The organism is Pectobacterium sp. CHL-2024, from assembly GCF_044751765.1.
In the GTDB taxonomy this organism is placed as follows: Bacteria; Pseudomonadota; Gammaproteobacteria; order Enterobacterales; family Enterobacteriaceae; genus Pectobacterium; species Pectobacterium brasiliense.
On record NZ_JBIXKO010000006.1, the window covers coordinates 1 to 14,215 of the forward strand.

Below are 14,215 nucleotides of genomic sequence, written 5' to 3' on the forward strand. Positions count from 1 at the left end.
CAGATTCACCCTGTTTCAGGTGATGGTAGCTAACCATCACCCACTACCTAGTTCAAGATACAATGGACGTATTCACAGCGTCTTTACGATCTATCCGTTACTCCCGCTCTGCGGACTTTGTCAGCAACCTCGCTTCTTCTGATAGCAAGCGACTAACTTAATTCTGTGCCGCTACCGCGTTCTGACGCTTCTTCTTCCAGACATAGCCCACTAAAAGCAGCAATATCCAGATGATACCGACATACAGCGACACGCGCGTGTCCGGGAAGTAGCCAATCAAACCAATGATGAAGAACAGGAAGACAATACCGAACACGGAGGTCACGATGCCGCCGCGCAGTGGGAACGCCAGCGCCTTCACTTCATCCGGGCTCAGACGACGGCGGAAGGCGATCTGAGAAAACAGAATCATGATCCACACCCAGACCGTTGCAAAGGTGGCCAGTGAAGCAATCACCAGGAAAACTTTACCGGGCATAATGTAATTCAGGTACACCGCCACCAGCAGCGCCATCATCATCACAACAACCGTGACCCACGGGATACCTCGTTTGGAAATACGGCTAAACACCTTCGGTGCATGCCCCTGCTCTGCCATCCCGTGCAGCATACGGCCAACGCCGAAAACATCACTGTTAATCGCCGACAGCGACGCGGTAATCACAACAAAATTCAGGATACCTGCCGCCGCCGTAATACCCATATGCTGGAACGTCAGCACGAACGGGCTTCCGTTGGTGCCTACCTGATTCCATGGGTAAATCGACATAATGACGAACAGCGTACCGACATAGAACACCAGAATACGCCATGGCACAGAGTTAATCGCGCGAGGGATAGACTTCTGCGGGTCTTTGGCTTCACCGGCCGTAATCCCGATAATCTCAACGCCGCCATACGCAAACATCACTAGTTGCAGCGACAGAATCATCCCCATCACGCCGTTACTGAAGAACCCGCCATTGCTCCAGAGGTTGTGGATCCCCGTCGGTTCCCCCCCGTTGCCAATACCCCAGATGATGATGCCGATCCCGGCTGCGATCATGATGATAATGGTGGCGACTTTGAAGAAAGAGAGCCAAAACTCCAGTTCACCAAAGGCTTTCACATTCATCAGGTTAATGGCACCAATGATGAGCACTACACTCAGAACCCACACCCAGTGCGGTACGGCAGGGAACCAGACGCCCATGTAGATGCCAAACGCGGTCACATCGGCAATGGCGACAATCAGCATTTCAAAACAGTAGGTCCAGCCAGTGATATACCCCGCTAATGGTCCGAGATAATCCTGCGCATAGCGGGAAAACGAGCTGGACTGCGGGTTGTGCACCGACATTTCGCCCAGTGCGCGCATGATGATATACGCGACGACCCCGCCGATCAGATAAGCCAGTAACACACTGGGGCCAGCCATTTGGATCGCACTCGCGGAACCATAAAACAGACCGGTTCCGATCGCCGAGCCAAGGGCGATAAAGCGGATATGCCGCGTGCTTAACCCACGCTTGAGCTTGGAGGATGGTTGTTCCATTGATAAGCAACCCTGTCTTATATAAAGAAAAACATTACAAAAAGAAAAACCACAGGCAAAGACCTGTGGTGCATAAACCCAACCTTGTGCTGGAGCAGTACGCTATCTCTACCGCCCCAGCGCTATCAGGCATTAACGATATTATTGATGTACCGTCACTTCCTGACGGCCACAAAGTCTGTCGTAAATTACCGCAACCAGTAAGATCAGCAGTGACGGAGGCAGCCAGGCCAACCCTTGCTCGCTCAGCGGCAGGTTGAGGCTCCACTCTGGCAACAGCGATTTGAAGGCCGACGATTTTATACCATCAATCATGCCAAATAACAGACTGACTAACATGACGGGGGCCACAATACGTGAAGCGCTATTCCACCAACGCAGCGTAAAGCTCAATAAAACCAGAATGATACACGGTGGATAAATCGCCGTCAGTACAGGAATGGAAAGTTGAATCAGATGGCTCAAACCCAGATTAGATACCACCATCGAGAACATTCCCAGCACAAATACCAGCGTGCGGTAAGACAACGGCAGGTATTGCGCAAAGAATTCCGCACAGGCACAGGTCAGCCCCACCGCCGTTACCAGACACGCGATGAAAATTAACAACGCCAGGAAGCTGCTTCCCATGTTACCGAACGAATGTTGCACATAGGCGTGGAGAATTTCTGCACCGTTCTGCGCCTGCGGCACCAGTTCACCACTGACGGAACCGAGCTGGAACAGGCTCAAATAGACTAATGTCAGGCCAATACCAGCAATTAATCCTGCCCACATGGTGTAACGCGTCAGTAGCACGGAGCTGGTCACCCCACGCGAGCGCGCCGCATTGACGATCACGATACCGAATACCATCGCGCCCAGCGTATCCATCGTCAGATAGCCGTTGACGAAACCATTAGAGAACGGCAGTTGCTCATACGTTTCTGTCGCCGGGATAGGCGAACCGGCAGGCCACAGCACCGCAGCAATGCCCAGAACAGCCAGCGCAATGATCTTTAACGGTGCCAATACATGGCCGACCGTATCCAGCAGTTTGCCCGGATACAGGGAAATCGCGATCACAATGGCAAAATAAATCAGGCTATAAATCAGCAGCGGAGAGGCTCCGTTGCCGACCAAAGGAGCAAGACCGACTTCAAACGAGACGGTTGCCGTGCGAGGCGTGGCGAACAGTGGCCCAACGGCCAAATAGCACACGGTAGCCAGAACAACACCGGCCTTTTTACCAATCGGCGAGCTGAGCGCATCGACGCCACCGCCAACCCGGGCCAGCGCGATCACGGTCAACACAGGTAGACCAACCGCCGTTAGCAGAAAGCCGAGCGCTGCGGTCCAAACGTGCTCTCCCGCCTGCAATCCCACCATCGGCGGGAAAATAATATTTCCTGCCCCCACGAACAAAGCAAAGGTCATAAAACCTAATGCCACGATATCTTTGGAAGTTAAACGATGACTCATAGTTATGTCGTGTTGCCTGTATCAAATCGATAAAAAGAAAACGGTGCCGTTTATCGTCGCCAGAAGACATTCACAAAGAGCTAGCTCGAAGCTGACGCCAACACTCTGGAAACGCGAAAGATGGCGAGCATAGAGGAGTTATTTTTTGCACAGCCATATTGGGTGCTAAGTAAAACGTTTATAGCGTAAAAAGACAAGCAGAGATCCAAAAACCAGAGTATATGGCCTAACTATGCAAAAAAATAAGAATATAAATTGGTTTATCCTGATTTGCATAACACATGATTTGCGCATTTATCGATATTTCATTGCAATAAAACTGACAAAAAACGGAATAAAATGCGTTGTTCGATCATAAAAAAAACATATTTCACAAAAATGCCGTGAGTGGAAAGCCGGATAACGGGCACAAAAAAGGCCGGATCGTATGATCCAGCCTCTGTATCTCTGTTGCAGAGATAGCGCTACCTCATCGGTATCACCACACGCGGTTGGCGATATCCACAACAAGCTTCAGCTTATTCCACTGCTGCTCTTCCGTCAGGCTATTGCCCTCTTCCGTTGAAGCAAAGCCACACTGCGGGCTTAAGCAAATCTGGCTGAGATCGACATATTTTGCCGCTTCCGCGATACGCGCCTGCACGACTTCTGCCTCTTCCAGCTCACCGTTCTTCGTCGTGATCAGTCCCAGCACCACCTGCTGATGGCCTGGCTTCACAAAACGCAGCGGCTCAAATCCACCGGCTCTCTCGGTATCGTATTCCAGGAAGAACGCATCAACATTCACTTCGCCAAACAGAATTTCTGCCACAGGCTCGTACCCGCCTTCAGAAATCCAGGTTGAACGGAAATTACCGCGACAGACGTGTAAACCGATAACCAGATCCGCAGGCTTATCAGCCAGCGCTTTATTCAGCACATCAGCGTAGGTTCGCGCCAGCTGTGCCGGATCTTCACCACGTTCACGGATCTGGCGTTTTTGATCGTCAGAGCACAGGTAGGCCCATACGGTGTCATCCAGTTGCAGGAAGCGACAGCCTGCGTCATAAAATGCGTGAATCGCATCGCGCCAGGTTTGTGCCAAATCGTCGAAATAGTCCGCCAGATCGGGATAAACCGTCGCATCAATCGCTTTGCGACCGCCGCGGAAATGCATCACGCTAGGGCTTGGAATCGTCATTTTAGCGACGGCATCGCCAGAAATGCTGTTCAGGTAACGGAAATGATCGAGCATCGGATGCTGGGGATTGAAACTCACTTTATCCACGACACGAATCGCATGGGATTTGGTCTGAATACCGTTGAATTGAATACCGTGATCGGCTTCGTAGCGCTCCACGCCGTTCAAATCGGCAAAGAAGTCGAAATGCCACCAGGCACGACGCAGTTCACCATCCGTCACAACCTGCAGGCCCGCTTCACGCTGCTTTTCTACCACCCGCAGAATCTCACGATCTTCTATGTTACGCAGCGCGGTATCATCAATTTCACCCGCCTGATGCTGAAGACGTGCTTCCTTAATCGCTGCTGGACGCAAGAAACTGCCGACGCTATCGGCACGGAAAGGGGATAAGGTATTCGCCATATGTCGCTCCTGACATGTTGCCAGCACCAATCTTTGGGAAAGAAGCGTACTGACAGATAGTTTCAATATGAAATATTTGCCCAGAGGGATAGTTACATTTAATCTTATTTAGCCATCTGGACGTCTATATTTAAAACTATCCTGTCACGTGACGAATCACAGGGCAATGGAAGAATTTTCACGTCACATGAAGAAAGTTCATGTGACGTGAAAACATCACAAATTCGTAGTGGAAAGAGGAATTATTGCGGCAGGCCAATCTGCTGGCGCGCCTGACGACGCGTTTCTTCCGGCAGCGGTAAATAACCATCCTGATTCACCAGCGCTTGCCCCGTTTCGGACAGCACACGATCTAAAAATGCCGCCGTCAGCGCTTCCAGCGGTTGGCTGGGCGCTTTGTTTACATAGATATAGAGATAGCGGGTGTAAGGGTATAAACCACTACGGATATTTTCAGTCGAGGGGTAGATGTAGTCGGTGCCTTGTGCGGCTAACGGCAGCATCCTCACGCCGCTGGTACGAAAACCCACGCTGGCATAGCCGATGGCATCGGTTGACGCCGCAACCGCTTGTACGACAGACGCTGATCCCGGTAACTCATTAACCTGAGGAAGGAAATCGCCACGGCATAGCGCCTTTTGCTTAAAGAACCCATAGGTTCCCGACGCAGAGTTTCGTCCATAGCGCAGTAGCGTGCGCTTTTCCCAACTGCCGTGTAGGCCGACATCACCCCACTGTTTTATCGGCTGGTGGTTACCGCAGCGCTGCGTAATTGAAAAGATGGCGTCCAGTTGCGACAAATTCAGCCCAGGTAGCGGGTTATCCTGATTGACCAGCACAACCAGCGCATCCATTGCCACCGGCACCGCCAGCGGCGGATAGCCATAGTGCTGGACGAACGCCTCAATTTCGCTGGCCTTCATCGCCCTGCTCATCGGCCCAAGCTGCGCGGCACCGGATGCCAGAGACGTCGGCGCAGAGGACGAACCGGCGGCCTGAATCTGTAAATTCACGTTCGGGTAATGCTGGCTGAAATCCGCCGCCCAAAAGGCCATCAGGTTAGCCAGCGTATCCGACCCCGCACTGGAGAGGTTACCCGCCAGCATCTGACGAGGCTGTGCGGAGCACAACGCGCTGAACAGCAATAAAAAAGCGCCCGCAATACGAGTGGCGGATGTCATAGATAGCGTCTTCCGTCAGGCTGAAGGTTTCACCGTATTTTCAGCCAGAGAGGCAGGGACAATCAACCGATTCGGCAACGTAAAGACAAAACGTGAGCCCAGACCATCCTCACTCATGATCTCCAGACGAGAATCATGATGGCTGAGCGCATGCTTCACAATCGCCAGCCCCAGCCCGCTGCCGCCCGTTTGTCGTGAGCGCGCCTTATCCACCCGATAAAAGCGTTCCGTCAGGCGCGGCAAGTGCTCGGCCGCAATGCCCGGCCCGTTATCGCTGACCTGAAATTGCGCGCCCTGTGGGATCTTCTGCCAACAAACTTCGATACGCGTTCCCGCTGGCGTATGGTTGACCGCGTTATACACCAGATTGGATACCGCACTGCGCAGTTGTTCTTCATTACCAAACACGCGGAGGCTTTCGTTCACACGAAAGACGATCTCATGACGCCCCTGACTCAGCGTCTGCGCTTCACGCTGCAATACGCGCAGCATCAACGGAATATCGACCTTTTCATTCAGATCGATTGCCGTTGCCGCCTCAATACGGGACAGGGTCAGCAGCTGTTTAACCAGCCCATCCATGCGTCGGGTCTGTTCCTGCATGGTATTCAGCGCTTTTCCGCGTAGCGCCGCATCCAGCGTTTCTTCCTGCATCATTTCCAGATAACCCTGCAACACCGTCAGCGGCGTACGCAGTTCATGGCTCACGTTGGCAAAAAAGTTACGTCTGGCACCTTCAAGCTGGTGCATTTGCGTAATATCACGCGCCACCATCAATAGCTGGCCTTCAGAATAGGGCATCACGCGGAATTCAACATGGTGGGAATTATTCAACTGCAGCGTGAGAGGACGGCTAAAATCCTGTCCTTTCATGTAATTCGTGAATTCGGGATAGCGCAATAAGTTGAGGATATTCTGACCGTTATCCTCCGGCCAGCGGAAATTCAACAGGTGCTGCGCCAGATGATTACACCAGAAGATCGTTCCTTCTTCGGTGGTGATCACCACCGCATCGGGCAAGGATTCGGCACCGCTGCGAAAGCGCTTGATCAGGAGCGCTAGCTCACGGCGTCGGCGTCGATTACGCAACTGCATCTGATAGAGCCCGTAAAACAGCGGTTCCCAGCTCCAGCGGCCGGGCGGCGGCGTCATGCTGCGGTCAACCCACAGCCAATAAGAGAGTTTTAGCTGGTTATAAAAGTTCCAGCACAGCAAGCCTAATACGGCGACCAGCAGAAACCAGGGCAGATAGCCAAAAATCAGCCCCAGCAGTAAAGCGGGCAAACAAAAAAAAGCTAGCTCCAATGCCAGCCTTTTCCAGGATAAACGTTCTAGCACGTTAATGTGTCTCCGGTTACGATCACCTCAGTAACGCGTTGAAAAACGGTAGCCCGTTCCCCGAACGGTTTGCACCATTTTGTCATGTCCGCTGGTTTCCAGCGCTTTACGCAGGCGACGAATATGGACGTCGACAGTACGATCCTCAACATAAACGTTAGTGCCCCAAACGTGATTCAGCAACTGTTCCCGGCTATAAACACGTTCAGGATGCGTCATAAAGAAATGCAGCAGTTTAAATTCCGTCGGCCCCATGTCCAACGCGTGCTCTTCGGTCGTCACACGATGTGAGGAAGGATCAAGGCTCAGACCACGCATTTCAATCACTTCTTCCACCGCCATCGGTGAAATGCGGCGCATAACGGCTTTGATACGTGCCACCAACTCTTTGGGTGAAAACGGTTTGGTAATGTAATCATCCGCACCCACTTCAAGCCCGCGCACGCGGTCTTCTTCTTCGCCGCGCGCGGTTAACATCATAACCGGAATATCACGCGTCAGCGCCTCGCGTTTCATATGCTTGATGAATTGCAGGCCCGACCCGCCTGGCAGCATCCAGTCCAATAACACCAGTTCCGGGAATGGCTCCGACAGTTGCGTTACCGCGCTGTCATAGTCTTCAGCTTCAACAGGTTGATAACCATTTTGTTCCAGTACAAAGCAGACCATTTCACGAATTGGTGCTTCATCTTCCACGACTAATATGCGTTTTGCCATTGTTAATCCTGTCGTTAATCATCGTCGCTGTTAGCAGGCGGAGGCATTATGCGTCAGTTTTATGACAGATTTATGAAAAACGCACGGACCGCTCTGCACGATTGTTACAGCGCGTACATCCGATTTTTCGAGCCGCTTTCCAAACGTCTGATTGCACCGCGACAGCCGCCATCCCTGCTATATATAATCATGGCATTACGATGACAAAGCACCAGGGCGACGACACACCCTTTCACATAATAAATAATGACAACGTCATCCACCGCCACGCGGTATGAATATCGAGAGAACACGATGCGCATTATCCACACCGCCGATTGGCATTTAGGACAATATTTTTATACCAAAAGCCGCGCTGCTGAGCATCAGGCTTTTCTGAACTGGCTTATTGTTCAGGTGGAACAACACCAGGTCGATGCCATTATCGTTGCTGGCGATATTTTTGATAACGGTTCGCCCCCTAGCTATGCGCGGGAAATGTATTATAGCTTCGTGGTCGCGCTACAGCGCACAGGCTGCCAGCTCATCGTTCTCGGCGGTAACCACGATTCTGTCGCGATGCTAAATGAATCTCGCGAGCTGCTGGCCTGCCTGAACACGCAAGTGATTGCCTGTGCCAGCGACGATCCGGCCCAACAGGTGCTCCTGCTAGAAAACCGTCAAAGGCAGCCCGGCGCCCTGCTCTGCGCGATTCCGTTTTTACGTCCACGTGATGTGTTGACCAGCAAAGCCGGGCAATCCGGGGATGAAAAACAGCTGGCGCTACAGGAAGCGATCACCGCGCACTACCAGCAGTGTTACCAATTGGCTTGTCAAAAACGCGACGAACTTGGCCTGCCGCTGCCGATTATCGCAACCGGGCACCTGACGACGATTGGCGCAACCGCCTCAGAATCCGTACGCGATATCTATATTGGTACGCTCGATGCCTTCCCTGCTCAGGCTTTTCCGCCTGCGGATTATATCGCGCTCGGCCATATTCACCGCCCGCAGCGCGTGACCCAAAGCGAGCACATTCGCTACAGCGGTTCGCCCATCCCGTTGAGTTTTGATGAGCTAAACAGCGAGAAATCCGTCTGTCTGGTGAGCTTTGTACCCGATGTGCCACCGAAAATAGACATCCTGCCGATTCCCATGACTCAGCCGATGCAGCTGATTAAAGGTAGCCTGAGCGACATTGAACAACAGTTGGCCACCTTCAAGAACTATCAGGGCGATAAGCCTGTGTGGTTGGATATTGAAATCAACACGCAGGATTATCTGAGCGACATGCAAAAACGCATTCAGGCGATGACCGAGAACCTGCCCGTGGAGATACTGCTGCTGCGTCGCACGCGTGAACAGCGCCTACAGGCGATTACCCGACAGGACAAGGAAACGCTGAACGAACTGAGCGTACATGACGTTTTTGAACGTCGCCTGGTAACGGAGACAGACATGGAAGACAGCCGCCAACAGCGGGTTCGCACGCTGTTTAGTCAGGTTATTGATGAACTGGACAATAGCGAGACGGCCAAATGAAGATTCTCAGTCTACGCTTAAAAAACCTTAATGCGTTGAAAGGCGAATGGAAGATCGATTTCACGCAGGAGCCATTTTCCAGCAACGGCTTATTTGCCATTACCGGCCCGACCGGCGCGGGGAAAACCACGCTGCTGGATGCGATCTGTCTGGCGCTGTACCACGAAACGCCACGGCTTGGCCTGCTTTCCGCCAGCCAGAATGACCTGATGACGCGTAACACCGCTGAGTGCCTTGCCGAAGTCGAGTTTGAAGTTAAAGGCGTCGGATATCGCGCCTTCTGGAGCCAGCGTCGGGCAAGAAACGCCCCAGACGGTAACTTGCAGTCTCCCAAGGCCGAACTCGCGCTCATTGAAGACGGCAAGATTCTGTGTGAAAAGCTCAATGATAAGAAAGAGATGATCACGCAGCTCACCGGGCTGGATTTTGGCCGCTTCACGCGATCCATGATGCTGTCACAAGGCCAGTTCGCCGCCTTCCTCAATGCCAAAGCAGACGACCGAGCAGAACTGCTGGAAGAGCTGACCGGCACGGACATTTACGGCCTGATTTCCGAACGCGTCTATGACAAGCACAAGCAGGCAAACGTCGCACTGAGCACGTTACAGGCACGTGCATCAGGCATTCAGCTTTTAACCGACGACCAGCGTCAGCAGGTGGAAGAACAGCTTGCCGAGTTGATCCAGCAAGAGCAACGGGGCAACATCGAACGTGAGCAAGCGCTGACTACGCTGCGCTGGTTTGAGCAACTCACGCAGCAGCACACGCAGAAAACCAATACGCAGGCGCAACATGCAAGCGCCGAATCCGCCATTCAGCAGGCTAAACCGCAGCTCGACAGGTTAACTCACAGCGAACCGGCAGAAAAACTGAGGCCGCTACATCAGGAACGAGAGCGCTACCGACAGGAATCTCTCACGCTGGCACAGCATATTGAGCAACTGACCGGGAAGCAGGCCGCCAAACAGGTGACGTTAACCGCGCTACGCCAGCAGGAAGAAAAAGCAGAGCGGGATGTGAGTGAGCACAAACGTGTACGGCAGCAGCAAGAGCAGGTGATCAACGAACAGGTTGTGCCACTTGACCATCGCATTGCCACGCTGGAGCAGCAAAAAGCGCAGCAACAGGACGAACTGACAAAAACGCAGGCTCGTCTGCACGCCGATGAAAGCAAACAAACCCAGACGGCAGCGGAACAGCAGCAGGCTAAACAGCAGCTTGAACAGATCCAGTCTTACCGCCAGCAACACGCGCATCATCAGCAGTGGGGAGAACAACTTCCTCTGTGGCGCACCCAGTTTCGACAATTGCGCCAACTTCAGGACGAGCAAGAGAAGCTGAAGCAAAAACAGGTGCAGCACACCGCACAATCGGCAGTGCTACAGCAAGAGACTCTGACTCTGGCGGCACAGCAGCGTGAACAACAAGCGGTCGTTGATGCAGCCCGTCAGCAGTTCATGCAACACGATGAGACACGGCAACAGCAGGAAGCGCACCAGCCGCTTTCCGTCCTGCAACAGCAGTTTAATCAACGCATTGACCAGCGCGCTGAACGCCAACGGCTCGCGACAATCAGCGACCAGTTCCAGCGTCTGCATGTTCGCAAGCAACAGTACCTCGCCAAACAGGATGAGGTACAAGGGCATATCAGCCAGTCAGAAATCTTAAAGAAACAGCAGCAATCCGAGCATGAGCAGCGCAGCCAGCATCTGGTCGATCTGGAAACGGTGTATCGGCAGGAAGAGCGTATCGTTAAGCTGGAAGCCGAACGTCAGCGGCTACAGGCTGGAGAAGCGTGCCCGCTATGTGGTTCAACCGAGCATCCCGCTATCGAACGCTATCAGGCGCTGCAACCGTCTGAAACCCAGCAGCGCCTGACGGCGCTACAGCAGGACGTGAACCAGTTAACGACAGCGCTGGCGAATACGACCGCACAGTTGGCCTCGCTAGCGCAACAGCGGGAATTGTTGCAGCAGGAGATCGCTCAGATCGATAGCGAACATCACGTCCTGCAGCAACAGTGGCAAGATGTCAGTGAGCGCTTACAAGTTAACTACACGTTGGAACAGCCAGATGAGATCGCGGCCTGGCTTGCGCAAAATGAAGTTGAAGAACAGGCTATTCGACAGCAGATTACCGCACGCGAGCAATTGCAAAAACAGTGGCAGGAAAGTAAGGATTTACTGACTGCCGCAGAGGCATTGCAGCGGGAACTCGACCAGAAAATCGCGCTGAATACCCAGCAGCAATCCTCGCTAAGCATTACGCAGCAAGAAATCGATCAATCGCTGCAAAACGTGCATCAGCAGATCACGCAGCATACGCAGGAAATCACGCAGACGCTGGCAACCTTAAACCTTCCTCTGCCAGCGGCCGATGCCCAGAATGACTGGCTGGCTCAGCGTGAGAACGAGTGGCAAGACTGGAAAACCAAAGAGCAGGAGCAATCTCGCTTAGTTCCTCTATTAGCCACGCTGGAAAGCGATCTTCAGCATCTGAATCGCAGCGTGGCCGAGGCAAAACAGCTGTTCCAAACGCAGCAACAGCACCTGGAACAGCACCTCGCGTTACTCAGCGCGAGCCAACAAGAGCGGCTGGCGTTGTTTGGGGACAGGCAGATCGCTACCGTGCGCGAACAGCTACAGCGAACCAGCCAGCAGTACGACGATGCACTCAGACTAGCCCTGTCAGCTCGTCAGCAAACCGAAACAACGTTGAGCCGTCTGACGGGAGAGCTGGCTAGCACGCAACAGCAGTATGAACAGAGCACACGCCAGCATGAGAGTGCGACCGAACGCTTTACTCAGGCGTTGCAGCAAAGCACTTTCGCCGATGAAACCACGTTCCTCAATGCGCTGCTTGATGAGCAGGAACGCCAGACGTTGCAGGCATGGAAGGAAGAACTGTATCAGCGTTTGCAGCAGGCGGCGGCACTTCACCAGCAGGCTGAACGGGAGTTGCTCGCCCATCAACAAAAGCGCCCCGCTTCCCTGACGGAAGACACCACACAAGAAGCGATACAGCAGCAGTTGGCAGCGCTGGATGAAACGCTGAAAACCAACCTGCGGCAGCAAGGCGAGTTCCAGCGTCAGTTGGCTGACGATAAACAACAGCGCCAGAATCAGCAGGATTTACTGAATGAGATCGCCCAAAGTCAGCAAATGTATGACGATTGGAGCTGTCTTAATACGCTCATTGGTTCACAAAGCGGGCATAAATTCCGTAAGTTTGCTCAGGGGCTAACGTTGGATCATCTGGTTTATCTCGCCAATCTCCAGCTTTCTCGCCTGCACGGACGCTATATGTTGAAACGAAAACCCGGTGACGATCTGGAGCTGCTGGTGATGGATACCTGGCAAGCGGACGCCGAGCGTGATACGCGTACGCTGTCCGGCGGCGAGAGCTTCTTAGTGAGTTTGTCGCTGGCGCTGGCGCTATCCGATTTGGTCAGCCACAAAGCCAGCATCGACTCTCTGTTTCTGGATGAAGGCTTCGGCACGCTGGATGCCGAGACGCTGGATATCGCGCTGGATGCCCTTGATAACCTGAACGCCTCCGGTAAAACCATCGGCGTCATTAGCCATGTCGAAGCCATGAAAGAGCGTATTCCGGTACAGATCAAAGTGCAGAAAATTAACGGGCTGGGCGTTAGCCGACTGGCGCCGCAGTACGCCGTGTAGCCATCATTCGATCTGCAATTACTTCGTCTTCGGCCAGAGCCAGGCGGCTCCGCGTACCCCGCTGGAGTCGCCGTGTATGGCCTGAAGCACGGGCGTTTCGCACTCACCGCCGAAGATCCACGGTTTAATTTTTTCCGGCACGGTCTGATAGAGGCGAGCAACGTTGCTCATTCCGCCCCCCAGCACCACGACATCAGGGTCGAGCAGGTTAATCACGTGCGCCAGCGATTTTGCCAGACGATGTTCATAGCGCTGTAACGCCAGTTCTGCAATGGGATCGCCCTGCTCCGCTAAGGAAATAACTGCCTCACCCTTGTGCGGCTGGCCGCTCAGGCGCTGGTAATCCACGGCAAATCCGGTGCCGGAGATAAACGTTTCAATACAGCCAGACTTACCGCAGTAGCAGGGAACCGTCTGCCGATAGCGCAGCTCATCGTCATCCATCCAGGGCAGCGGATTATGTCCCCACTCGCCCGCAATACCGTTGCCGCCGACGTGCGCCTGACCATTCAGCGCAATACCCGACCCGCAGCCGGTTCCGATGATGACGGCGAAAACGGTCTGCTTCCCAGCCCCGGCACCGTCAACCGCTTCTGAAACCGCGAAACAGTTTGCGTCATTGGCAACCCGCACGGGCCGATTCAGCAACGTGGCGAGATCGAGATCCAGCGCCTGACCGTTGAGCCAGGTGGAGTTGGCATTTTTTACCTTACCGGTAAACGGCGACAGCGTACCGGGGATCCCCACGCCGACGCTGCCGCGAGAGCCGGTCGCTTTTTCAGCCATTTCCACCAGCGTGACGATAGTCCGCAGCGTTTCCGGGTAGTCATTTCTTGGCGTCGGCATACGCTGCCGAAAACGTTCCTGCCCTTCATCATCCAGCGCAATGACTTCCGTTTTCGTCCCGCCTAGATCGATACCGATTCTCATGATGTCTCCCCGCGTGTTGTAAATAGGCCCGAGGCAATTCGCCACCGACCTGAAAACGTTCTTATATGGATAAGTACCCTAAATAATTCGAGTCGTGCAGCCAACGCACATGCAGCTTGAAGTATGACGGGTATAACCAGAGAAACCAATCAGCTGCCATTCAAAGCGTGATAGGTATTCCTCTGAATCCCGGTATTTTATTCCACATAACCGCTTCGAATTCGTTATCATGCGCGCAACATTACAAACCCGCGTGCAAACCTGCGCG

Annotated in this window: 9 protein-coding genes; 2 read left to right on the plus strand and 7 right to left on the minus strand. The window is 53.4% G+C overall.

Going from position 1 to position 14,215, the window contains the following annotated elements; all coding sequences use genetic code 11:
- Positions 1-157: 157 nt before the first annotated feature.
- From proY to phoB, 6 genes are all read right to left on the minus strand, one after another.
- The gene (gene proY, locus ACIPUG_RS11090) at positions 158-1,534 is read right to left on the minus strand and encodes a proline-specific permease ProY (protein ID WP_010299043.1); all 1,377 of its coding nucleotides are present in this window, start codon (positions 1,532-1,534) and stop codon (positions 158-160) included.
- A gap of 141 nt (positions 1,535-1,675) precedes the next feature.
- Positions 1,676-2,995, minus strand: coding sequence for a branched-chain amino acid transport system II carrier protein (gene brnQ / locus ACIPUG_RS11095; protein WP_014914506.1), 1,320 nt, complete (start codon positions 2,993-2,995; stop codon positions 1,676-1,678).
- A 478-nt stretch (positions 2,996-3,473) separates the two neighbouring features.
- Positions 3,474-4,580 carry a cobalamin-independent methionine synthase II family protein gene (locus ACIPUG_RS11100; RefSeq protein WP_039275420.1) on the minus strand — a complete coding sequence of 369 codons (1,107 nt, stop codon included), beginning with the start codon at positions 4,578-4,580 and terminating at the stop codon, positions 3,474-3,476.
- Positions 4,581-4,822: 242 nt separating this feature from the next.
- Positions 4,823-5,761 (minus strand): PstS family phosphate ABC transporter substrate-binding protein, encoded by a 939-nt coding sequence (locus tag ACIPUG_RS11105; RefSeq protein ID WP_039520975.1) that lies wholly within the window; start codon positions 5,759-5,761, stop codon positions 4,823-4,825.
- Between the two features lie 15 nt (positions 5,762-5,776).
- Positions 5,777-7,099, minus strand: coding sequence for a phosphate regulon sensor histidine kinase PhoR (phoR, locus tag ACIPUG_RS11110; RefSeq protein WP_039275418.1), 1,323 nt, complete (start codon positions 7,097-7,099; stop codon positions 5,777-5,779).
- Positions 7,100-7,126: 27 nt separating this feature from the next.
- Positions 7,127-7,816, minus strand: a complete 690-nt coding sequence (gene phoB, locus ACIPUG_RS11115) for a phosphate response regulator transcription factor PhoB (protein WP_005975981.1) — start codon at positions 7,814-7,816, stop codon at positions 7,127-7,129.
- A gap of 294 nt (positions 7,817-8,110) precedes the next feature.
- Here phoB and sbcD point away from each other — a divergent pair, with 294 nt between their 5' ends.
- On the plus strand, positions 8,111-9,337 hold the full coding sequence (gene sbcD / locus ACIPUG_RS11120; protein WP_400338411.1) for an exonuclease subunit SbcD: 1,227 nt from the start codon (positions 8,111-8,113) through the stop codon (positions 9,335-9,337).
- Positions 9,334-13,017, plus strand: a complete 3,684-nt coding sequence (locus ACIPUG_RS11125; RefSeq protein WP_400338413.1) for an AAA family ATPase — start codon at positions 9,334-9,336, stop codon at positions 13,015-13,017. Before sbcD ends, ACIPUG_RS11125 begins: the two co-directional genes overlap by 4 nt.
- An 18-nt stretch (positions 13,018-13,035) precedes the next feature.
- Here ACIPUG_RS11125 and mak read toward each other — a convergent pair whose 3' ends face one another.
- Complete coding sequence (gene mak / locus ACIPUG_RS11130; protein WP_010281792.1) at positions 13,036-13,947, minus strand: fructokinase; 912 nt, start codon at positions 13,945-13,947, stop codon at positions 13,036-13,038.
- Positions 13,948-14,215: the final 268 nt, after the last annotated feature.